This window comes from Streptomyces sp. FXJ1.172 (genome assembly GCF_001636945.3).
Taxonomy (GTDB): domain Bacteria; phylum Actinomycetota; class Actinomycetes; order Streptomycetales; family Streptomycetaceae; genus Streptomyces.
Genome location: NZ_CP119133.2, coordinates 1012553 through 1033935, shown reverse-complemented (window position 1 = coordinate 1033935; position 21383 = coordinate 1012553). Strand labels below are relative to the sequence as shown.

General features: G+C 69.6%; 18 protein-coding genes and 1 pseudogene. 12 read left to right on the top strand and 7 right to left on the bottom strand.

Annotation, left to right across the window (positions count from 1 at the left end; translation table 11 throughout):
* Positions 1–90 precede the first annotated feature (90 nt).
* The 6 genes from A6P39_RS05025 (at position 91) to A6P39_RS05000 (ending at position 7664) form a co-directional block, all read left to right on the top strand.
* Positions 91–597 (top strand): RICIN domain-containing protein, encoded by a 507-nt coding sequence (locus A6P39_RS05025; RefSeq protein WP_067047078.1) that lies wholly within the window; start codon positions 91–93, stop codon positions 595–597.
* Between the two features lie 35 nt (positions 598–632).
* Positions 633–1646: a hypothetical protein gene (locus A6P39_RS05020; RefSeq protein ID WP_067047081.1), complete on the top strand. Its 1014-nt coding sequence runs from the start codon at positions 633–635 to the stop codon at positions 1644–1646.
* A 34-nt stretch (positions 1647–1680) separates the two neighbouring features.
* Positions 1681–1935, top strand: coding sequence for a DUF6332 family protein (locus tag A6P39_RS05015; RefSeq protein WP_079133448.1), 255 nt, complete (start codon positions 1681–1683; stop codon positions 1933–1935).
* Between the two features lie 113 nt (positions 1936–2048).
* The gene (locus tag A6P39_RS05010; protein WP_067047083.1) at positions 2049–2813 is read left to right on the top strand and encodes an alpha/beta fold hydrolase; all 765 of its coding nucleotides are present in this window, start codon (positions 2049–2051) and stop codon (positions 2811–2813) included.
* A gap of 104 nt (positions 2814–2917) precedes the next feature.
* Positions 2918–3721, top strand: coding sequence for a hypothetical protein (locus A6P39_RS05005; protein ID WP_067047086.1), 804 nt, complete (start codon positions 2918–2920; stop codon positions 3719–3721).
* A 184-nt stretch (positions 3722–3905) separates the two neighbouring features.
* The gene (locus A6P39_RS05000; RefSeq protein WP_067047089.1) at positions 3906–7664 is read left to right on the top strand and encodes a CHAT domain-containing protein; all 3759 of its coding nucleotides are present in this window, start codon (positions 3906–3908) and stop codon (positions 7662–7664) included.
* Positions 7665–7840: 176 nt separating this feature from the next.
* Here the strand turns inward: A6P39_RS05000 and A6P39_RS04995 are convergent, their stop codons facing one another.
* The gene (locus tag A6P39_RS04995; protein WP_067047092.1) at positions 7841–8485 is read right to left on the bottom strand and encodes a hypothetical protein; all 645 of its coding nucleotides are present in this window, start codon (positions 8483–8485) and stop codon (positions 7841–7843) included.
* A gap of 788 nt (positions 8486–9273) precedes the next feature.
* Here A6P39_RS04995 and A6P39_RS04990 point away from each other — a divergent pair.
* A complete protein-coding gene (locus tag A6P39_RS04990; RefSeq protein WP_067047095.1) occupies positions 9274–9723 on the top strand; it encodes a DUF4395 domain-containing protein in 450 nt (149 codons plus the stop codon).
* 7 nt (positions 9724–9730) lie between these two features.
* Positions 9731–10171, top strand: a complete 441-nt coding sequence (locus A6P39_RS04985) for a thioredoxin family protein (RefSeq protein WP_067047098.1) — start codon at positions 9731–9733, stop codon at positions 10169–10171.
* A 306-nt stretch (positions 10172–10477) separates the two neighbouring features.
* On the opposite strand, the gene A6P39_RS04980 is transcribed toward A6P39_RS04985, so the two are convergent.
* Positions 10478–11701: a PP2C family protein-serine/threonine phosphatase gene (locus A6P39_RS04980; protein WP_067047102.1), complete on the bottom strand. Its 1224-nt coding sequence runs from the start codon at positions 11699–11701 to the stop codon at positions 10478–10480.
* A 296-nt stretch (positions 11702–11997) separates the two neighbouring features.
* On the opposite strand from A6P39_RS04980, the gene A6P39_RS04975 reads away from it, so the two are divergent.
* The gene (locus A6P39_RS04975; RefSeq protein ID WP_067047106.1) at positions 11998–13242 is read left to right on the top strand and encodes an MFS transporter; all 1245 of its coding nucleotides are present in this window, start codon (positions 11998–12000) and stop codon (positions 13240–13242) included.
* A 167-nt stretch (positions 13243–13409) separates the two neighbouring features.
* Here A6P39_RS04975 and A6P39_RS04970 read toward each other — a convergent pair whose 3' ends face one another.
* Genes A6P39_RS04970 through A6P39_RS04960 form a run of 3 tightly spaced genes read right to left on the bottom strand, consistent with a single transcriptional unit; the run spans position 13410 to position 15199 of the window.
* Positions 13410–14246, bottom strand: coding sequence for an SDR family NAD(P)-dependent oxidoreductase (locus A6P39_RS04970; RefSeq protein WP_079133449.1), 837 nt, complete (start codon positions 14244–14246; stop codon positions 13410–13412).
* Positions 14243–14440 carry a hypothetical protein gene (locus A6P39_RS04965; protein ID WP_067047112.1) on the bottom strand — a complete coding sequence of 66 codons (198 nt, stop codon included), beginning with the start codon at positions 14438–14440 and terminating at the stop codon, positions 14243–14245. The genes A6P39_RS04970 and A6P39_RS04965 overlap by 4 nt, the downstream gene beginning before the upstream one ends.
* Before the next feature lie 33 nt (positions 14441–14473).
* Positions 14474–15199, bottom strand: a complete 726-nt coding sequence (locus A6P39_RS04960; protein WP_067047115.1) for an SDR family oxidoreductase — start codon at positions 15197–15199, stop codon at positions 14474–14476.
* Positions 15200–15305: 106 nt separating this feature from the next.
* Between A6P39_RS04960 and A6P39_RS04955 the strand changes: the two genes are divergently transcribed.
* From A6P39_RS04955 to A6P39_RS04945, 3 genes are all read left to right on the top strand, one after another.
* Positions 15306–16154, top strand: a complete 849-nt coding sequence (locus A6P39_RS04955) for a LysR family transcriptional regulator (protein WP_067047118.1) — start codon at positions 15306–15308, stop codon at positions 16152–16154.
* A gap of 196 nt (positions 16155–16350) precedes the next feature.
* Positions 16351–17523, top strand: a complete 1173-nt coding sequence (locus A6P39_RS04950) for a macrolide family glycosyltransferase (RefSeq protein ID WP_067047121.1) — start codon at positions 16351–16353, stop codon at positions 17521–17523.
* 309 nt (positions 17524–17832) lie between these two features.
* The gene (locus tag A6P39_RS04945) at positions 17833–18732 is read left to right on the top strand and encodes an NADP-dependent oxidoreductase (RefSeq protein WP_159396086.1); all 900 of its coding nucleotides are present in this window, start codon (positions 17833–17835) and stop codon (positions 18730–18732) included.
* Between the two features lie 87 nt (positions 18733–18819).
* Here the strand turns inward: A6P39_RS04945 and A6P39_RS04940 are convergent.
* Both A6P39_RS04940 and A6P39_RS04935 read right to left on the bottom strand, forming a co-directional pair.
* Positions 18820–19115, bottom strand: a pseudogene (locus A6P39_RS04940) (transposase); the annotation flags it as partial.
* A gap of 45 nt (positions 19116–19160) precedes the next feature.
* Entirely contained in the window at positions 19161–20963 is a 1803-nt protein-coding gene (locus A6P39_RS04935) for a multicopper oxidase family protein (protein ID WP_199840824.1), read from the bottom strand.
* Between the last annotated feature and the right edge of the window lie 420 nt (positions 20964–21383).

The window sequence follows — 21383 nt, the reverse complement described above, 5'->3', positions numbered from 1 at the left end:
GGGGCATTGTCCGTCTCGCCAACCGCAGAACAACCACTGTAGTGACGCCGTGACGCCGACGACGTCGGACAACCGCAGAAAGGATGATCGATGAGACATCGCTCGCTCCTGCGCGCAGCACTGGCTCCCATCGCGGCGGCTGTGATGCTGATCCCCGCCTCGCCCGCGCATGCGGACGGAAAGGTGACCTGGAAGAGCGACCAGAACGGCTACTACCTCGAAATTTACCACTCGTCCACCGACGCCGGCGCTCCGGCCGGCCAGTGGCCGTGGAACGGCAGCAATACGCAGTACTGGTACGACCAGAAACTGAGCAACAACTACTACGTGGAATACAACTACAACAGTTGGCTTCCGCTCACCGCATACAACGACTGCTCCCAAGGCGTCACGCAGTGGCCGCTGGGCAGCGGAAACACGGCGTACACGACGCAGCAGTGGAAGGAACTCAACACAGGCAGCGGGAATTGGATGCTGATCAACCATGCCGGCTGCAGCGGCGATCCGTACCAGGACATGCTCTATCCGAGCTGGCAGTACTACAACGTGTACCTGGCGAAGGAGAGCGACGGATCGGTTGACCCGATCTGGCACTGAGAGCAGTTCCCTCGTCACGACAAGGAGTCACGGTTATGGTGCAGTTCAATCAATTCCCCAGGGGCAGGCGTGCTGCGGCTACGGGCCTGATCACGGCACTGGGTGCGACGATTGTCATCTGCGGCAGTGCTGCGGCCGGCTCGGGCAAGCCTTCGGCCGCCGCGCACCTCAAGCACCCGTTCGCCTCGAGTCCAGGGTCCTTCGTCGGCACTCCCGCACCGCGTCAGGTGTCCGAGCCGGCGCTCCGGCGGATCCCCCAGATCAGCAAGCGCGGCCAGCACCTGACGATGCCCATCGACGCGTATCAGACGTCGACGAAGGACATCGCGCTCATCGGGTCAGCCAGCGACGAGGCAGCCCACGACTGCATGCGATCCCTCGGATACCGAAGCTGGACCACGAGCACCCTCACCACGTCGGACCCGGACAAGGGCAAGGAATCCGACCTGTTGGACTACCTCGACCCCACAACAGTGAGACATTCCGGGTACCCGAACACGCTCACCGTCAAGCAGGCCTCGTCCGCCCCTCGATCCAAAGCATCCAACATCACACCGAATGCGCTCCACGCCTTCCTTGGCAGCGCCTCCCGGACTGCGACCGGAGCTTCCATCCCTCGTGGCGGGTGCCTGCGGGAAGGCGAGCGGAGAGTCGAGGGCACGACAACAGAACTGCCCGCCGACCCGCGGCTACTCAGCGCGCAGGCAAAGGGAGCCGCGCTGCACGACAGCCGGATGCGAAAGGCCGTGGCCACTTGGAGCGCTTGCATGGCTCAGGGGGGCCTGCGCTACACCGACCCGCTCAGCGCGCAGAACGACGCCCGATGGGGTCGGCGTCCGTCGTCGTCGGCGGCGAGTGAGGAAGAAAAGCGGGTCGCCTACGCCGATTCCCGCTGCCAACAGAAGATCAATCTCGTCGGCCTCTACAAGGCGTTGGAGGCGAGCTACGAACAGCAGTACATCAACGCGAACAAGCAGAACCTGGACCTGTCGCTTCGCATCTTCCGGACGTGGGTCGACAACGCGAGGAAGATCGTCGCCGTCGGGTGAACGAGGCGGACGGGCGGCGTGTGAGACGTGTGTGATGGACATGGGTCGGGAATCGCGCCGGGAGAAGGACGCCATGACGGTGGAGATCGTCTTCGCCCTTGTGACGGGCGCCCTGCTGGCCGCGGTCGTGTTTGCGGTCGCCTTGATCCCGGCGTTTCTTCTTGGTGTGTCTGAACCAGCGGGCAGGGCCACGCTGATGGGAGGGCTCACTGTCGGCGCGGCGGCGGGGATCTGGCGCCTGGTGCTGGTGTTGCGTCGGTTCGACGCACATCGACGTCAAGGTCGCTGAGCCTCACGGGGGACGGGGCATGTCCCACCGGGTTGAGAGAACTGCCCCGTGAGCGAGACGGCCGACGGTGAAATCCATGTGTGCTTCTATTGGTTGCCGCTTAGGGTCTGCCCATGACTCTCGCTCACGATGCAAACGGGGAAGGCCCCGCGCTGGTATTGCTGCACTCCGCGGTGTGTGACCGAAGGATGTGGGATCCGCAGTGGTCGGCCCTGGTTGATGCCGGATACCGGGTCGTGCGTTGCGACTTCCGGGGCTTCGGCCAATCTCCTTTGCCGGACCGGCGCCACAACGATGCAGAGGACGTGTTGGACCTGCTGGACGCCCTCGGCATCGAGCAAGCCGCGCTGATCGCCTCCTCGTACGGCGGACGAGTTGCCGTGGAGATCGCCGCACTCCGTCCGGACCGGGTATCCGCCATGGCACTGCTGTGCGCCGGGCTGCCGGGACATGAACCCAGCGACGAACTCCGCGCGTTCGGTGAGCGAGAGGACGCACTGCTCGAGGCGGGCGATGTCGCGGGGGCTGTGGAACTGAACGTGGACACCTGGCTGGGGCCGGACGCCGAGGAGGCTGTCCGGGAGAAGGTGCGCGTGATGCAACGGCATGCCTTCGAGGTGCAACTGGCCGCCCCTGGCGGAGCTGGGCGGACCGAGACGGAGATCGACCTGTCAGCGATCAAAGCGCCCTGTCTCGCACTCTCGGGCAGCCACGATCTGCCGGATTTTCGTGAGATCGCGGCCCAGCTGCCGACGCTGTTCGGCGACACCCGGCACCTCGAACTGCCCTGGGCCGGCCATCTCCCCAGCCTGGAGCGGCCTGCCGCCGTGACGGACCTCCTGGCCGGCTTCCTGCGCGAAACTGTTCCCGCTGGCTGAGTGTGATTGCCGTGTGCCCCGGCCAAGGCGCCGTGCGGCAGCCGCCCCAGGGGATGCGTTTCTCAGCACATCCGTTGTCAGTGCGCTGCGCTTCACTGTCCACCATGGAACTCACGCAAGCGACCGTCGACGACCTGCTGGCCCAGCTCGGCCTGGGGGACGGCTACATGTACCTGTCCACCGATCTGGACCCGCAGGGTCTGACCGACCTGCTCGCCAACAGGTACGGCGCTCCGCGCACCCTCGTCCTCGACGGTTTCACCGATCCGACGGTGGACGATTCCAGCGGCGCCGGTCTCCTCGTCCCCTTCGAGGACCGGGCCGTGAAGATGCAGGCGTGGGCGTACGGCGATCAGTGGGTCGGCACGGGTACGGCGCGAGATGCCGAAGGGGTCGAGCGGCCGGTCCTGGTGGTCGCTCACAGGGACGTGCCAGAACCTGTGGCGGTCGCTCCGGACGAGGACGAGGACGTCGACTGGATGGAGCGGCTCATACAGATCACCGGCTGGACGCAGCCCGCCCAGCGGCCGGACATGGACTGGGCCGAGGTGGAGTCGCGCCTGGGCACCGCATTCCCGGGCGACTACAAGCGTATGGTCGAAACGTTCGGCGTGGGCGCCTTCGACGCATACCTGGACCTGAACCAGGAGCCGTGGACGCATCTCAGGGAGGACGGGCTGCTCATCTGGGCCGGCACGGAGCACGAGGACCAGTACTGCTGGAGGACCGAGGGCGACGATCCCGACCGCTGGCCCGTCGTCGTCCGGACCTTCGACAACGAGGACGTCCCCTTCGACTGCCAGGCCGCGGAGTTCGTCTGCCGCATCCTCGTCGACCCGCACCATCCGTTCACGATGGCCCGCTATTTCGACACCCACTGGTTCATGAACTACCGGAAGAGCGACTGACCGCACCCGCGCCGCCCATCGCGTCTGCAGCCAGTTTGGCCAGTCCTTCGGGGAACGAGGCACCGTATCCCGACCCCAGCCAGGCCACCAGGGCACTAACCTGTCCTCGGCCAGTGACCGCCCCGGCCCGGTCGAGGACCGTTGCGGGGGAGCGGGCTGGGATCGTCGGTCGCCGGGGGGATGCATGACCGAAGAGAAGCAGCCGGACCACGGCGAGTCAGACCTCGCGGGGCTTCGGGCCTGGGCCGCCGTCGCCGTCCGTCAGGCGCACGAGCTGTGGCCCCACGCGCGGAAGGATCCACAGTCGGCCGCGTTGCGGCTCGTGACCGAGCATCTGGCCACCGTGGAGAAGCTGTTGCCAGCGGAGGACCCGGCACGTGCGGCCGTTGTGCCCTGGCTCGGGCTGTTGATGAAGGCGCAGCTCAAGGGCCGGCCGCACGCCGATCCGCGGGAGCGGGCGGCCGCCCTGAGCCATCTGCGGTGGACCGACCGCGCCAGACCGCTGAACGACCGGCTCGCCATGATGGCCCGCGGCAACCTGGCCGAACTGCTCATCCCACCGGGCATTCCTCCGGAGGTGCGCGACGGCTCGGGACCGCCCGCCCTGGCCGAATCCCTGCGGGAGCAGTTGACCGAGGCCCTGAACGTTCTCGCCCGCATCGTCGCCGGGGACTTGACGACGCGGGAGAGCATGGTGGCCGTCATGGAGAGCGTGGCGACGATGCTGTCCTCGCTCCCCGGCCGGCCCGGGGGAAGTTCGCCGTCCCCGCCTCAGGAGGGCAACGACGGTGAGGAGGCGGCGGGGCCGGCCAGTGCGCTGCCCTGTGGGGAGCCCGTGGAGGAGGCGCTGGCGGACGCTCTCCAGGGGGCGGCGGACTGGGCGCGCCGGGACGCGGTGGGTTTCGCGCACCTGCTGGAATGGATGTGCGTCACCGTGAACGATTTCCGGGTGTCCATGGCGGACGCCAGCCGGGAACTGGCGGCTCTGGGCCTGGACCAGCCGGAGTTCACGCCGCTGCGCGACCTGCTCGCCGCACTCAGATCGGGCGGGCAGGATCTCCCGTCGCTCGTCGGACGCGTCCACGGCGCGGCGCAGGCGGCCGGAAAGGTGTTGCACGCCTTGCCTGCGGACGCACCCGAGCGGATCCGCGTCGCCAAGTTCCATGCGGCCCTGCTGGTGGCGGGAAACCTCCGGATGCCCGAAACACTGGACTTCGGCGAGGTGGACGCGGCCGCGATGCGGCCGGACCCCGACCCCGCGGCGCGTTCGGCCTGGCGGCGAGAGCTGAGCCTGGAACTGATCCTGTCCACCTCGATCGACAACTTGTGGGTATCGAACGGCGAGATCGCGCGCGTGGAGCGGAGCGTGGCATGGCTGCGGGAGTGGATCGACGCCCTTCCCGCGGACGGGAAGACGGCCGCGGCCACCCGGCGGTTCCTGACCGCCCTCCTCGCCCATCGCGTCGCCACCGCTGCCAGGCTCGGAGGCAGCCTCCAGGACGGCGTGGCCGCGCTGTCGATGGCCAAGGGGCTGTCTGCCAGCGATGAACACGACGACGTCCAGGCGCTGTTCAGCCTCCTCACCGGGTTCCAACTGGCCCACCGCAGCCGGGACCAGGCTGCGCTGGCCCGTGCGACGGAGGACCTGATCCAGACGCTGAGCGACCGGTACGCCTCCCCTGCGCCCGACGCGGGCACACGCTTCGTCATCACCGGCACGCTGGGCCTGGCCCACGGCGAACGTGCCGCCCGCACCGGAGATCAGGCCGACCTCCGTGCCGCCGCCCGGTACCTGCGGGAGGCGGTGGAGATCGATCCGGCCACGGTCCCGCCGCTGTTCGCACCGTACTTCCCTGCTACGCGGGCCCAGTTGATGACCGAGCTGGCCAGGGCCGACCCTCGCCGAGAGGTCATCGACCGCGCCATCGCGGAGGTCCACCGGGTGATCGAGGAATCGCGTACGTCGCCCTGGGACGAAGCCCGGCTGCGGCTCGCCCTCGGCCAGGCCATGCTCCGCGCGACAACCCACCGCAGCGACCTGAGCCTGCTCGACCCGTGTATCGCCGAGCTGAGCCGGGTCCGCGCCCTGGCCGCCGAAGGCCATGGCCCGCCGTTGAACGTCGAGGTTCTGACGGAGCTGTCCGCGGCCCACTGGATGAGCGCGGTGACCGGTGGCCCGCGCGCGAGTGAGGACCGGAAGGCGAGTCTGGACACTCGCCGCGAGGCCCTGGAGCTGATGGCCGCCGATGTCCTCCTTCAACTCGGGGCCGAACACTCCCTGTCGGTGGCACGGGCCGCGACCGGCCACGTGCTGTGGCTGGCTCTGCGGTGCGCCGAGGACCGCCGCCCCGCCGAGGCCGTGGAGGCGCTGGAGCTGGGTCGGGCCCTGGTGCTCCAGACGGCCGCGGCCGCACACGGCGTGCCCGGGCTGCTGGCGGACCGTGGTCACTCCGACCTGGCCGAGCGGTGGCGGGCGCAGGCACCACGGCATCCACTCCAGGGAGGTCCGGGCGAGGGGGATCGGACCGAGGGGGCTCGGACTGAGGGGGACGCGGGCGAGTGGGATCCGGTTGAGGGGGATCAGGCTGAGGGGGATCCGCTCCGGCCGAGGAGAGCGGCCGTCGTGACCTCGGCCCTCGGCGCTGAGCTGCCGAGCAGCCTGCGACGCAAGGCGCTCGCCGCACTGGGGGCGGGAAACGGCACCGGCGCGCGGGAGTTGCTCGGCACTCCGGACACCGCCGCACTGACCGCCGCGCTGGCCGCCTCGGGGGCCGACGCGCTGGTCTACCTGCTCCCCGGCGAGGGCTTCCGCCCCCACATCCCGGGACGCGCGCTGATCCTGCGCCCCGGCGGGGCCGAGCCCGCCGTGCTCGCCCTGCCTCTGTTGCTTTCCCCCGGCAGCCACCAGCTGGAGCGCTACCTCGCCGCCGCCGCCGACCGTTCCCGCAAGGCGGCCGCCCCGGACGCGTCGCGTGCGGCGCGGGAGGCCGCCGAGACGGAATGGAAGGCGACGCTGAGCGAGCTGTGCGACTGGGCCTGGCCCGCTGCCGTGGGACCGGTCCTCGACTCGCTGGAACCCCTCGGCCGGCCACCCCGGATCGTACTGATCCCCTGTGGGCCGCTCGGCGTCGTCCCCTGGCATGCGGCGCGCAAGCACATTCCGCTGGGGGGCTACTCGTACGCCTGTCAGGACGCGGTGTTCAGCTACGCCCCGTCCGGGGCGCAGTTCCTGCGGGCCGCCGCCCGCGACCGGCTGCCCGCGACCGGGCGCAGGGTGCTGGTCACCGACCCGCGGCTCAGCCTGGTGTGGGCCGAGATCGAGACGGAGGCGTTGCGTTCGGCGTGCTACCCGGACGCCCGGCGCTACGGCGAGTTCGTGGCGGCCGAGGGCGTGCCGGATGCCCCGGGGAGCTGCGAGGACCTGCTGGCGGTGCTGCCGGGCGGCGGTCAGCCGGCGGCGGTCGTGCATGTGTCCTGCCACGGTGTGGCCGGTCCGAGTCCTACGCGATCGGCGCTGTCGCTGGCCGACGGCGAGCTGACCGTCGCCCGGATCCTGGACCACGCCGCGGCGCCCGGCCCGGACGGCCCGCTGGTCGTGCTCAGCGCCTGCGAGACCGACCTGAGCACCGGCGACCACGACGAGGCACTGACCCTCTCCACCGCCCTGGTAGCCCGGGGCGCGGCCGACGTGGTCGGCTCCCGCTGGGCCGTCAACGACAGCGCCACCGCGCTGATGATGGCCGTCTTCCACCACTTCCTCACCAGCGAGGACCTCGCTCCCGCCGACGCGCTGCGCGCCGCCCAGCTGTGGATGCTCAACCCGGACCGCCGGCCCCCGCCCGGCCTGCGTGATCCGCTGCACCGCGAGGCCGCCCGTGCAGACCTGCACGAGACCCACCTCTGGGCCGCCTTCACTCACCAGGGCAACCCCGCGGCACGCTGAGCCGCGCCCGCGGTTCTCCATGCACGTACCAACAGGCCCGGACACCAAGGCGTGATGCCTGGTGTCCGGGCCTGTTGATGCGTGCATGGCGGGTGAGGTGTCGGACAATGGTGGGAACTGGGCCCCCGGCCCGATTCCGGCGGGCCGGGGCCTCATATGGTGTTGTCGGTTTCGGGTCAGTCCCAGCCGCCGCCCTCGCCTCCGCCGCCTTCGCCGCCGCCCTCCTCGCCGCCGCCCTCGCCTCCGCGGCCGTGACCGCAGGTCACGCGGAAGCTGGCCACGATGCCGTTCTTGACGTGGATGTCCTTGATGTGGAGGTCGTCGACGCCGAAGCTGGAGCTGTGGGGGCCGACGGTGGCGATGGGGGCGCCGTTGTCGCAGACCGCGCCGCGGAAGACCTCGACGCGCTTGTGGCTCTCGTTGCGGACGTTGAGGGTCTTGGCGCCCAGGCCGCTGACCACGGTGATGCAGTCACCCGGGTGAGCGGAGTAGGACCGCTCGTTGACGAAGATCCGGCCCTCCTCGTGGCGGCGCTCCTCGTGGCCCCGGCGCTCGTTGCCGCGGCCTTCGTTGCCCTTGCCCTCGTTGCCCTTGCTTTCGTTGTTGTTGCCGTTACCGTTGCCGTTGTTGTTGCCGTTGTTGTTTCCGTTGTTGTTTCCGTTGCCCTGGGTGCCGCTGTCGAAGGGTGCCGCCGCGGCCGGGGCCGCCTGCGGTGCCGAGGCGGGGGCGGAGGCGGCCGAGGCGTAGGTGATGCCGGTCACGGCAAGTGCCGCGGCGGCCCCGGTAGCGGCGGTCACCATGGTGGAACGAGCGAGCTTCATGTCGCTTCTCCTGTCTGCTGTCTCGGAGATGCCGGCTCGTCAGCCGACTGCGACCAAACGTACCCACGGCTGTCATATCGGTCATATCGGAAAGCGTGCGCCATGACGCCAATCGGGGCATATTCGGCCCTCGTTGCCGCTTGATCCAGGTGCCAAATACGCCAGAAATGCATGCATATTGACACACTATTAGCCCGTACGGGGGATCTGGTGACGCCTGCTCACCCTTCGTCGACGCGTGTCGCTGCGAATGGCGCGAGATGAAACGTGTTACGGCGGCGGCCGAGTCAAAGCCGGCTCACCGCATCGCCCGGCAACGAGACCGCAGTGTGGCTCCTGGCCAGCCGTTGCACATACCGCTGTCGCTCGCCGGTGAACCGCGCGTCGTGGTGCGCGTCCTGACCCCGTCTTCGCAGGCGGCCTTGATGGGATCGCGATCGGCGTTCTTCAGTCAACCTACGGGTGGAAGCGCGCCGTTGACCTCTCGGGCATGTGGTTCCTCATACACGAACGACCTCGGCCGCGATCGCACTGGGCGAGGATCTGGGCCGGATCAACGAGGCCGGCCGCGCTGAGCGGCGGCGAGCGCCGGCGTTCGATCGGCCCGCGTGTCCGGCAGGTGGGCGGTGATTGACCGTGGCGGGGGTGGCTGCTGCAATGACGGGATGTTCTCCGCGACGTTCCTGGTGATCAGAGCACACATCGACTTCGGTCGGGTGTGGTCCGCCGCGTGTCGCTGACCGCGCGCCCGATTCGCCATTGCCGTCCCTACCGTCCCGGAGTCCGTCATGCCCGATCGCAGCCTCGGTGTGCCCGTCCGCGTGGACCCGCGTGGGCCGCGCTTCGCCGCCGTGCTCACGACCCTCGTTCTGATTCTGGTTTTGGTCACCGACAGCGGCGTGCTGCTCGCGGCGCAGGCCGTCGTGTTCGCCCTGGGCGTGGTTCTGGGCCTGCGCTGGTCCCCGTACGGCTGGCTCTACCGTCGGCTGGTGCGTCCCCGTCTCGGGCCGCCGCAGGAACTCGAGGACGAGCGGCCGCCGCGGTTCGCGCAGGCGGTCGGCCTGGCCTTCGCGGTCGTCGGGGCGGCAGGTTACCTGTCCGGTGCCACCTGGCTCGGCATCGCCGCGAGCGCGGCGGCGCTCGCGGCGGCCTTTCTGAACGCCGCCTTCGGCTACTGCCTGGGTTGCGAGCTGTACCTGCTCGCGGTCCGCGGCCGGGCCCGGCTGAGCCGCGGGTGAGGCGGCCGTGAGCGATCCGACCGGGCTGATCGTGGCCGTCGTCGTGCCGGCGGCCGCGACCGTCTTCGGGCTCGTCCGTGCCCGTCGCGGCGGCAGGCTGCGCGAGGGTGGCCGGGGCGACGCGCTGCGGTTGTCCTCCGGCGAGCTGGGTGTGGCACTCGGCGAGCGGGCGACGCTGGTGCAGTTCTCGACAGCCCTCTGTGCGACCTGCCCCGGCACCCGGCGACTGCTTGCCGGCGTGGCGGCCGGGACGCCCGGCGTGCGCCATGTGGAGATCGACGCCGAGACGCGGCTCGACCTGGTCCGTCGCGTCGAGGTGATGCGCACGCCGACCGTGCTCGTCCTCGACCGCACCGGTCGCGTCGTACGGCGCTCCTCCGGGGCGCCCACCCGGGCCGACGTGGTGTCGGCGGTGGAGCTGGCGGTGGAGCTGGCTACGGCGGACTGAGCAGCCACCCCGTTCTCCGGCGTCCGCACCGAGGAGAGTTGGCCTTTCTGCGCGACCGCGCACTTGTCGACGAAGGGTGCGCAAGCCGGCATCGAGCCCTTCGACGAGTACGTCGCCAAGTTCGCAACTGCCGGACGCGAGTCGCGTCCGGCGATCACGCAGCCGAGGCTCATGTGCAGCGATCCTCTGGCGACGGCGACGGCGACGGCGACGGCGACGGCGACGGCGGGAGCACGGGCAGGGCGGGGTGGTCGTCGTCCGTGTGGGCGCCCCTGTCCGGTCCGGACTCGGTTGGCGTCGGGGTGCTCAGTCGAGAACGGCGAGGTGGTCGGCGGCACCCCCGCGCCACTCGATCATGAAAAGGGTGGCATCGTCGCTGGTGCGCCCGCCTCGTTCCCTCTTCAGGGTGTGGGAGAGCCGGCGCAGATCGGCCCGCGCCCCTTCGGACGGGTCCTCTCCCAGGCGGTTGACGCAGCGGATTAGGCGTTCCTCGCCGAAGGGTTCCCCGCCGTTGACGTGCTCGTCGATGATGCCGTCGGTGTAGCACAGCACCCGGTCGCCCCGCTGGAGCATGTGCTGTCTGATCCGGGGCGCCTCACCGCCGAAGCCGACGGGCAGTGTCGTCGCGCTCTCCAGTTGTTGCAGGACCTGGCCGTCGCGGATCAGCAGCGGCGCGGGGTGGCCGGCGTTGACCAGCTCCAACTCACCGGTGGCGGTGTTCAGGTGCATCAACTGCGCCGTGACGAAGTGGTCGGGCCCGAACTGCCGGGAGACGGCATCGTCCATGAACGCGTACTTCTCGGCCAGGCTGACGAACACGCGCCGGGCATGCCGGTAGGCGCCGATGGCCACGGTCGCCATCACTGCGGCGTCCAGGCCGTGGCCCATCGCGTCGATCACGGCGATGTGCAGGATGTCGTCGTTGAGGGCGTAGTCGAAGCTGTCGCCGGCGACGCGGTAGGCCGGTTCCAGGATGCCGGCGACCGAGACCTGTGGAATGGACATCGTCAGTGGCGGCAGCAGGCTCCACTGGATCTCCGCGGACACGCTCATCGGCTCCCGGCGCCGGGCCAGGAAGAACTGGTCGGTGTAGGCGTTCTTGGTGACGAGCATGTCGGCGACCAGGCCGGCCAGCCTGCCCAAAAGGCGCCGGTCGTCGTCGCCGACTGTGTCCAACGTGAGGGTCATCACCCCCACCTGGTCGCTGCCGTCCAGTAGTGGCAGGTACATCCGTACGCCATGGGCCTGCGGCACCTCGACGATCTCCGCACGCAGGAAGGCCCGGCCTGCGGGGGAGGCGTCCACCGGCTCGGGCTGGCTGACGTGCAGCTGCCTGCCCGGCAGCGGCACCAGCAACTCCTGCGCGTAGTCCTGCAGCAGGATGGAAACGTCACGACCGCCGAACCTGGCCACCTCCTCCGCGATCAGCGGAGCGATCAGCTGCGGCGGCATCAGTCGCGCCCTGTCCAGCAGCAGGCCCAGGAGCCGCTCGCCGAAGCCCTCCGACCGGTCCACGCTCTCCTCGCTCATGGCCCGGTTCGCCACATCCTTTCTGTCACCACCCCGACCACCGCCTCTGCCACAAGATGACCTGGTCGGCACACCCGAGCGGGTCATTAGGCCGATGTGCGGCATGTTGGCTCCGGACTGGTGCGTCAGTGCCGTACACAGTCGGCTGCGACGCCCGCTGACAAAGTCTATCGACATCAAGTATCTTGACGTCGAGATTGATGGGACGATGGAACGGGGGCCTCGCCATGCGGTGGGCAGGGGATGGGCTGATAGGGCAGCTTCGACGGCCGCCAGGGGGCCGGGACGCGAGGCTCATGCTGCTCGCGCAGTGCGTGGACCGGACCGGGACAGGGATGTGGGCCGCAGTCTCCGTGCTGTACTTCACCTTCGTGAGCCGGCTGGACGCGCGTCAACTCGGGCTGCTGCTGGGCGTAGCGGCGGTTGCGGGGATCGCTGGGTCGCCGTTGGCAGGACGGGCCGCCGAACGGCTGCCGGTGCGCGGCCTGTTGATCGGCTGTCACCTGCTGCGACTGGGCATGATGGGTCTGCTGCTGGTCGTCAACGGCTTCACGAGCCTGTTGTTCGTGGTCGCCCTGATCTGCCTGGGGGAGCGGGCGGCCAAGACGCTGGAGATGCTCTTCGCCACCCGGGTCGCGGGTGAACGGCGAGCGACCTACCAGGCGTTGTTCCGCAGCGTGGCCAATGCCGGATACGCACTCGGCGCGGGTATCGCGGCACTCGGGCTCGCTGTGGGCACCATCAGTGCCTACCGTGCCCTGATCCTGGCCAACGCGCTCTCCTTCGCCCTGGCCGCGGCACTGGTCCGGCGGACGCGGGAGCCGGCCGGCCACGGCTTGGTCGTGGCGCGCGGCGACACCGGCGCCGCTGACCAACCGCCGACCGCACCAAGTCCCTGGCGAGACCGCGGCTACCTGTTCTTCGTGCTGCTCGACATACCGATGAACCTGGACGACTCGGTACTCAACGTCGGTCTGCCACTGTGGCTGGTGCACCACACCAGGGCGCCGCACGCTGTCGTCCCTGGCTTCCTGGTGGTCAACACCGTGTTGGTCGTGATCCTCCAGCTTCGCGTCTCGGCCTGGGCCGAGGGCCCGCGCAGGGCGGCTGGAGCGGTGGGCTGGTACGGCGTGACGCTTCTCGCCTGCTGCCTGATCCTTGCGAGCGCCACGGGCGGCGGGGTCTGGTCGGCCACATTCGCCATGCTGGCGGCCGCGATTCTGGTCACCTTCGCCGAGTTGGTGCGCTCGGTCAGTTCCTGGGAGCTGGCGGTCAGCCTGGCCCCGCCGCGCGCCAGGGCCTCCTACCTCGGCGTGGCCGGGATGTCCCAGTCGGTGCAGAAGTCGGTGGGGCCGCTACTGCTGACCGGCGGCGTGATGACCGCCGGTCCGGCGGGCTGGTTGGCGCTCGGCACGGTGGTCACCGGGCTGAGCATGGTGCAGCGACGAGCCAGCCTGGTACGGCTGTCGAACCTCGCCGCCGCTCCGGCCGGGCCCCGGCAGGCCGTCGGCACGGTCGGCGGTCAGGCCGGCCCGTCGTAGGAGGTGCCCAGGGCGACCGCTCGGGCGCCGACGGCAGTGGCCGGAGCGCAGCAGTCGGGTGCCGCGGATCGGGACCGGCTGACGCCGGGTCAGTTCCGTGCGGGAGTCGGATGGGTGGGGCCGAATCTGTGCTCCTGCTCGCTCGGGTACGTCTCTCTCGCAGACGGTCAGTGTTCCTGGGCCGTAGGGCGCACCATGATTTCGTTGATCGCGACATGCGGAGGCTGAGTGACCATGAAGGTGATGGCACGTGCGATGTCTTCGGCACGCAGCCAAGCGTTCTGCGGCATGCCACGGGCGGCAGCGGATCCGGGGCCGGTCGCCATCTCGGTCACCGTCATACCCGGCTCGATCAGCCCCACGCGAAGGCCTCTTCCGGTTACCTCCTGACGCAGCGCCTCGCTGAACGCGCCCACCGCGTGCTTCGTCGCCGAATAGATACCGTTGTTCCTGCGCACCACCCGGCCCCCGACCGAGCTGACGTTCACGAGATCGGCGGCCCCGCGCGGGCCGTCTGCTGCCGCACGGAGCAGGTGGGGCAACGCTGCCTGTGACAGGTGCAGGACGGCGTTGAAGTTGAGGTCGACCATCCGTTCCCAGTCTGCGGGGTCGCCATCCTCGATGGTGCCCATGGCTACGTATCCGGCGTTGTTCACGAGCACGTCCAGCCGGGCGAAGCAGTCCACGGCGTCCTCGACGGCCCGGCGTGCCTGCACCGCGTCGCCGAGGTCAGCGGTGAGGACACTGCATGAGCCACCCCGATCACGGATCACCGCGGCCAGTTCCTCGAGCCGCCCCGTACGGCGGGCGACCAATGCCACAGCGGCGCCCTGCCGCGCCAGCGACAACGCGGTGGCCGCACCGATGCCGCTGGACGAACCGGTCACCAGCGCCGCACATCCCGCCAATGGCGCATCGCCACCGGCGACGCCGGCGCCTGCCACCGCCGCGACGCTCTGATCCGCAGCTTCCGCGTGCCCGCCGTTCGGATCCCTCGCACTCATGATCGCCCTTCACAGGTCATCCCGCCCCAGGCAGGCCGAAGGCCTGCGATGTGGAGTCCGGCCAGGTAGATCGTCGCGGCCTTCACGTCGCGGGTGGCGACGCCGCGCCACTGCTTCAGTCGGTTGATGCACCGCTCGAGGGTGTCGGTGCGCGCCCACTTGATCGAGGCCGCCACCGCCTCAGCGGTGCGCACGTCATCTGCAGCCTACGGATCCTCGGATCCAGGTCACCAGGGTACGTTCCCTGCATCGTCGAAGAAGCTGCCGGTCGGGCCGTCGTCGGGCAGGGTGGCGAGCCGGATGGCGGTCGCCGCGCCCTGCTGCGGGGTGCGGACGCCGCGGAAGCCGTTGAGGTCGGTCGCGCAGTAGCCGGGGCAGGCGGCGTTGATCAGGATGTGTGTGTCGCGCAGTTCCTTGGCGTACTGGACGGTGACGGCGTTGAGGAACGTCTTCGACGGCGCGTAAGCGACGGCGATCGGACCTGTTTCGGCGCCGGGAGTGGTCTGCAGGGTGAGGGAGCCGACGCTGCTGGAGATGTTCACGATCCGCGGCGAGGAGGAGCGGCGCAGCAACGGCAGCATCGCGTTGGTGACGCGGATGACACCGATCACGTTGGTCTCCACGGCCGCTCGCACCGTCGCGACGTCGACCGTGGTGGGCATCTGTGGCGCGCTGCCGGTGATCCCGGCGTTGTTGACGAGCACGTCGAGGCGTCCCGCGCGGCCCTCGATCAGCCTGGCGGCGGCAGCCACGCTTGCGTCGTCGGTCACGTCGAGCGGTACGCCGAACGCGTCGACGCCGGCCGCCTGCAGCTGCGCCACGGCAGCCTCGCGCCGCTCCTCGTCCCGGGCGCCTACCGCGACCCTCCAGCCGAGGGCGCCCAGACCGGCCGCGATCTCGTATCCGATCCCCTTGTTCGCGCCGGTCACCAGCGCGATCGTCTGTTCGTTCATACGGCCGATCCTCTGCGGGCGCGGCGGGGCCGGGCCAACACCGATTGGGTGGGCAGCAATACCTCACGGGTATCGATCCTGGTCGGGGGCCGAGTAGCATCGGCGTGTGGAGACACGGGAGTTGCGGTACTTCGTCGCCGTCGCCGAGGAGCTGCATTTCGGGCGTGCCGCGCAGCGGCTCGGGATGGCGCAGCCTCCGCTGTCGCGGGCGATCCGCCAGCTCGAACGGCGGCTCGGCACGACGCTGCTGGAACGCAGCAGCCGTTCGGTCACCCTGACCCAGGCCGGATCGGTGCTCCTGCGGGAGGCCCGGGCGGCGCTGGACGCGGTCGAGGCCGCCGAGCGCCGCACTCGCCGCGCTGCCCTGGCCGCGACGGGCCAAGCCGCCGTGGTCCTCGCCACGAAGGCCGGGGCTTCCAGCGAACTGCTGGCGAAACTGCTCGACGCCTACGCCGCCGAGCCCGACGCGGTCACCGTCGATCTGCTCCTGTGCGGGATAGGCGAGCAGGAACGACTGCTGCGCAACGGCCGGGCCGACGTGGCTTTGCTGCACCGGCCATTCGACACCACGGCCGGGTTGGACACCGAGGATCTCCTCACGGAGGGACAGGTGGTGGTCCTGCCGGCCGGGCATCCCCTCGCCGGCCGGACCCATGTGCGCATGGCCGAAGTCACCGGGCTGCCGGGTCTGCCGCTGCCGCGCTGGCCCGGTCCCGACGGCGTGTACCCGGAGGGCCCCGGCCCGCGGGCTCACGACCATGCACAACTGCTCCAGCTGATTGCGCTCGGCCGCGCTTGCTGGGTCGCGCCCGAGTCGTGCCGGGCCCAACTGCGCGACGGCCTCGCCGCCGTGCCGGTGCTGGACGCGCCGGCGGTCACGACGGTCATCGCATGGCCGCCCCACAGCCGGTCCCGGGCAGTCGCCGGACTCGTGCGGGCCGCGACACGTCACTGAAAGCCCGTCAAACGCAGGGGGAGCGGCGCCATGATCCAGCCGTACTGGGGGAGCGCTTTCACGTGCTCCCGCGCGCCCCCGCGCAGAGGTGCGCGGGCGCTGCGTACTGCGTTGCCCGGTCGGACTTCTCGGCGTTTGCCTTCCGTAGACCTCTATCCAAGGAAGTCCGGTTATGCCTCGTTCTGCTCATATCGCTATGGTCGGCACGCCTTTGGCGGGTCATGTGCTGCCCGGCCTGGAGATCATCCGCGAGCTGGTGGCCCGTGGCCATCGGGTGACGTATGCCAATGCCGGTCCGGCCGGCGAGTTGGTCACTTCGACCGGCGCTGAGCTGGTCGGTGTCGCGTCCACCTTGCCGGTCGCCGGCCGTGACTGGCCGCAGGATCCCATCGTGTCCGCCTCTCTGTTCCTCGATGAGGCGATGGCTGTTCTGCCACAGCTGCACGCGGTGTACGACGACGATCCCGCGGATTTGTATCTCTACGATGCCGGTGCGTATGCGGGCCGCGCGCTGGCCGAGGCCCAGGGGCGAGGCCTTGTCCAGTTGTCCGCGTCGCAGGTGGCCTGGGAGGGTGCCGGGGAAGAGGTTGGTGCGGCATTCGCCGAGCTGCCCGGAGGGCGTGCGTACCGGGCGCGCTTCGCTGCCTGGCTGGCCGGGTGCAGGGGGGTGAGCGGGGAGGTGGAGGAGTTCACCGGCTTTCCACGGCGAGTGCTGGCCATGATTCCGCGTGCCATGCAGCCGCATGCGGATCGTGTCGACAGCGCGGCGGTGACGTTCGTGGGTCCGTGTTTCGGCGCCGGGCAGGGGCAGAGGCAGGGGCAGGAGGGCTGGGTGCGTCCGGCGGGTGCGGAGAAGGTGTTGCTGGTGTCGCTGGAGGGCTCGGCGTATCTCGGGCCGCAGGAGATCTACCACCAGTGTGTGGCGGCGTTCGCGGATCTCCCGGGGTGGCATGTGGTGCTGCAGGCGGGCAGTGGCGGGGAGGCGGCCGAGCGGGTTCCGCGCAACTTCGAAGTGCAGCCGTGGGGGGCGCCGTTGGCGATGCTCGAGCAGGCGGATGTGTGGGTGACGCACTCCGGGTTGGGCAGCAGCGGTCAGGGCCTGTACGCCGGTGTGCCGATGATCGCTGTACCGTACGGGGCCGACCAGTGCCTTCACGCGGACCGGCTCGTCGAACTGGGTGTCGCTCGCCGGATCGACGCCGCGGACGTCACGGGAGCGGCGCTGCGTACTGCTTTGATGGAACTCATCGGCGATCCACAGGTCGCCGCGCGCTCGGCATGGCTGTGGTCCGAGGTGCGCGCCGAGGGCGGCACCCGCCGGGCCGCGGATCTGATCGAGGAGCAGCTGGTGGAGGAGCGAGTGGGCTGATACGCGCGCGGATACTGGTCGGCGTGCGGAATCCGGGAGGCTTCCGCCGGTGGTCCACGGCGGCTGGGACGCCGAGGTCACATCCAGGCGCAGATCCGTTCCCCGATTGGCCCATCTGGTCACTCTTCGAATGGACCACATTTCTGGGCCACTGGCTGCATAGGCTCGACACCAACGCGGCTGAGGCCACAAACGACCCTGTAGGGGATTCCGAGGTCGACACTGGTGCCTGCTGCGGATTTCCGGCCCGTACCTCCCGGTCGGCCGGGCTGAGTGAGAGGACAAAGATCTGCTGTGAAGGCGTGCGGAGTGTCCGGGGCCGAGAAGGAAGTCGCCCTGTTGGAGCTGCCCGAACCGTCATCTCCCGGGCCCGGTCAGATCCTGGTGGAGGTTGAGGCGGCCGGGGTCGGCCCGTGGGACGAACTGCTCAACGGCGCCGGCTGGGACGTGGGGCTGCGCCCGCCGGCGGCGCTGGGAGTGGAGGGCGCGGGCAAGGTGCTGGCCGTCGGCGCGGGTGTCACCGGGTTTGCCGTGGGCGACCGGGTGCTCGCACACGAGGCCCCGCTGCCTGGAGGAAGCGGCTTCTGGGCCGAACGCGTTCTGATCAACGCGGACCACACGGCAGCCTGCCCACCCGGGCTGGACGCCGTGCACGCGGCGGCGCTGCCGGTCAACGGACTCACCGCGGTGCAGGCCCTGGAGAAGCTGGACCTCAGCCGAGGACAGCGGCTCCTGATCACCAACGGAGGCGGGGCCACCGGAGCCCTGGCCGTCCAGCTCGCCGCGGCCGAGGGCATCGAGGTGACCGCGACCGCGTCCGCTGCCGCCGCAGAGCGCCTGCTCGGTCTGGGAGCGACGGAGGTCGTCGACTACCACGACCCGAACTGGCCGGCCAAGGTACGCGGCGGGTTCGACGCCGCCCTCACCATCGCCACCAGCACGGCGGACGCCGCCCTGCCCTTGGTGCGGGACGGCGGCCGCCTGTGCTCCCTGACCTCGGACGCGCCTCCGGAGCAACGAGGCATCACGAGTTGGGACCTCTACGTCGAGCCCGACGCCGCGCAGCTCGTCCGGCTGGCGGAGCAGGTCGCCGTGGGAACCTTGAAACTCGCACCGGAACCCCTGCCGCTGAGCGAGGGACCGGATGCGTTCGCCCGGGTGGTCACCGGACGGGCCGGCGGTAAGAAGATCGTGCTCACCCGGGCATGACCGGGCCGGGCACCACCCGATCCCGATGCTGGGCCAGCGCCCACCCTCGGCCTGACGGCTTCTCGATCGGGCCCGGCGGTCACCGGTGCCCAGTCCGGTGCCGTGGCGAGTGCCGCGCCGGGCGATCGCCGGCTCGCCCTTCGCCGACCGCGGCTACGACCACGACATTGACCGCGACCAGGTCCGCGATCGAGGCGGCTTGCGGCGCGGACGGCCCACCCGGCCGCGGACCGGCGGGATCGCGTCGAGCAGAGTCAGGAGTGAGGTGACGTCGTTGCGGTTGCCGCCGGTCAGCGGGACCGCAAGCGGAGCACTGCGGCCAGCCGTGATCAGTGGTGCTTCGAGCCGGCCCGGCCCCGGTCGACCGGCTCAACTCCCGCCTCGGACGCGGCGATCAGTACCCATCCACCTCATGGTGTCAGCCGTTGTCAGTGATGCTTCGGGCGCGTGCCTCCGACGTGGAACGACCGCATCATCTCGTTGTCCTCGTGCTCGACGATGTGGCAGTGCCACACGAAGCGACCGGGGTGATCGAACCGAGCCTTCACTCGGGTGATTTCTCCCGGATAGGCGATCACGGTGTCCTTGGAGCCGCGCTCCCAGATCTCCGGCGGAGCCGGAGATCCGTTGAACGGTTGCCGGTTCACCACCTCGAACGCCACCTGGTGGATGTGGATCGGGTGGGCGTCCACCGTGAAGTTGTGCAGCTCCCAGATCTCGGTCGCGTTCAGCCTCGGGTTCTCCGTGACCGGGTCGGCCCAGCCGAGCAGCACCGGATTGCCGACGGCGTCCACCGTGCCGAGCAGGTTCTGGACCGGCGTGTCCGGCGGCGCCAGGGGGCTGTTGGATGCCGCCTCGTTGAGGGAGAGCCTCCGTGTGACGCTCGCGGAACCGAGCGGCCGGGTCCCGGGCAGCGTCAGCTGGTCGGGCGGGACGCTCTTGTCCCTGCTCATCAGTGGGCCGACCACGAGCTTCATCACCTGCCCGGTGGTGTCCGGATCCGCCACTGGGAAGTCCACGCCTGGTTCACCCCGGCCGAAGGGCTGGTCCGCTCCCTCGTTGACCAGGTACAGCTCGGTGCCTTCCGGGATCCCGGTGAAGTCGACGACGACGTCGGCCCGCTCCGCGTTGGCCAACAGCAGCCGCTCCAGCCGTACCGGCCCGGGCAGGAAACCTCCCTCGTTGCCGATCTGCCAGAACGGTACGGCCGACTGTGCCGGCCGGGCCGTCGGGCTGTCCGCGATCTTCAGGATCAGGAACCGGGCGTTGCATCCGTTGAGGAAGCGCAGCCTGTAGCGACGAGGTTCGACCTCGAGCTTCGGCCAGGTACGGCCGTTGACCACCATCGTGTTGGCGAAGAACTCGGGGTTCCAGATGGGGGACACATCTGTAGTGGGCATGTACGGTCCCGCGAACCCGTCGAAGAATTCCCGGCTCGTGGGGTAGAACAACGAGCCGTCCGAGTTGAACGAGCGGTCCTGGATGGCCAGGGGGATCTCGTGGTACCGGGTGTCCGGTGGATCACCGTGGGCGGGAGCCGGTTCAGGCAAGACCCCCTTGGGCAGGTCACACTCCCCGCCGCGCAACAGATAGAAGCCGGCGAGCCCGGCGTAGACGTTGAGCCGGGTCATGCCGAGGGCGTGATCGTGGAACCAGAGGGTCGCCGCCCGTTGGTCGTTGGCGTACTGGAAGATCGCGGTGCCCGGCTCCCATTTCACACCGTGCGCATGGGCGAACTTCCCCCGGAACTCGTCGTAGTACGAGCCCACGGTGGCGAATCCGGGAGGAGTGTTGTTCGCGTGAGGCAAATACCACGCCTCGGTGTAGCCGTCGCTCTCCTCGGTGGAATGCCCGCCGTGCAGGTGGGTGACGATCGGCACAGGACCGGTGTACGGGCCCGGCGTCGATGTGAATGTCGGCCGGGAATCACGCCGGGTCTTGCCGCCCGGCGGGTTCGCCCAGTGCAGGGTGGGATCGGCTGCCAGCATGTGCGGGCGGAAACGGCCCTCACCGTCGACGAGATCGTTCACCCAGGTGACGCGAACAGGTCGGCCGACCTTGGCCTCCATGGTGAACGATGGGTAGCTGAAGGTCCTTTCGTCCCCGAGCGAGCCGTATCCCCACACAGTGGTGGACGGCAGGGTGGGCGGCAAGACCTGTTGGTCGAACTGCCGGACGCCGATGACATATGTGTCGATCCCGTGCCCCTTCGGGTGGCGAACCTGTGGCATCACCGGCGGGATCACCAGGTCGGTGACGTATTTCGGGATGGTCGTGGGGTCCAGGGCGGGTACCGGGAATTGGCCATCTGCCCCAGTTCTGCGGACCGCTGCGGTTCCATTCGGGAGTGCCACCGCCCCGCTGGGTTCCGGAAGGAACGCGGCCACTCCAGCAACGGACCCGGCTGTGAGCAGGTCTCTTCGTCCGATCATTTCTCTCGACTTCTACAACTTGAAGACGGCAACCAATCGTTCACACAATGCTATGCGTAAATACCGCACTTAATGCTCTGATGTCCCGCGTGTCGTCCCACAGGAGTTGACCGTCGTGGACAGTGGTAAATGCCGGGTCGGCGCTCATGGATTCGCCGAGGTCCTTGAACATGCGCACTCGAATCGATCTTCAACCAGCCAACGGAGTGGTGGGCTAGA

Bases quoted from the DNA above. Each gene is read 5' to 3' on its own strand.
- A6P39_RS05025 (WP_067047078.1), top strand. From the start codon at position 91: ATGAGACATCGCTCGCTCCTGCGCGCAGCACTGGCTCCCATCGCGGCG.
- A6P39_RS05020 (WP_067047081.1), top strand. From the start codon at position 633: ATGGTGCAGTTCAATCAATTCCCCAGGGGCAGGCGTGCTGCGGCTACG.
- A6P39_RS05015 (WP_079133448.1), top strand. From the start codon at position 1,681: ATGGACATGGGTCGGGAATCGCGCCGGGAGAAGGACGCCATGACGGTG.
- A6P39_RS05010 (WP_067047083.1), top strand. From the start codon at position 2,049: ATGACTCTCGCTCACGATGCAAACGGGGAAGGCCCCGCGCTGGTATTG.
- A6P39_RS05005 (WP_067047086.1), top strand. From the start codon at position 2,918: ATGGAACTCACGCAAGCGACCGTCGACGACCTGCTGGCCCAGCTCGGC.
- A6P39_RS05000 (WP_067047089.1), top strand. From the start codon at position 3,906: ATGACCGAAGAGAAGCAGCCGGACCACGGCGAGTCAGACCTCGCGGGG.
- A6P39_RS04995 (WP_067047092.1), bottom strand. From the start codon at position 8,485: ATGAAGCTCGCTCGTTCCACCATGGTGACCGCCGCTACCGGGGCCGCC.
- A6P39_RS04990 (WP_067047095.1), top strand. From the start codon at position 9,274: ATGCCCGATCGCAGCCTCGGTGTGCCCGTCCGCGTGGACCCGCGTGGG.
- A6P39_RS04980 (WP_067047102.1), bottom strand. From the start codon at position 11,701: ATGAGCGAGGAGAGCGTGGACCGGTCGGAGGGCTTCGGCGAGCGGCTC.
- A6P39_RS04975 (WP_067047106.1), top strand. From the start codon at position 11,998: ATGCTGCTCGCGCAGTGCGTGGACCGGACCGGGACAGGGATGTGGGCC.
- A6P39_RS04970 (WP_079133449.1), bottom strand. From the start codon at position 14,246: ATGAGTGCGAGGGATCCGAACGGCGGGCACGCGGAAGCTGCGGATCAG.
- A6P39_RS04960 (WP_067047115.1), bottom strand. From the start codon at position 15,199: ATGAACGAACAGACGATCGCGCTGGTGACCGGCGCGAACAAGGGGATC.
- A6P39_RS04950 (WP_067047121.1), top strand. From the start codon at position 16,351: ATGGTCGGCACGCCTTTGGCGGGTCATGTGCTGCCCGGCCTGGAGATC.
- A6P39_RS04935 (WP_199840824.1), bottom strand. From the start codon at position 20,963: ATGCCACAGGTTCGCCACCCGAAGGGGCACGGGATCGACACATATGTC.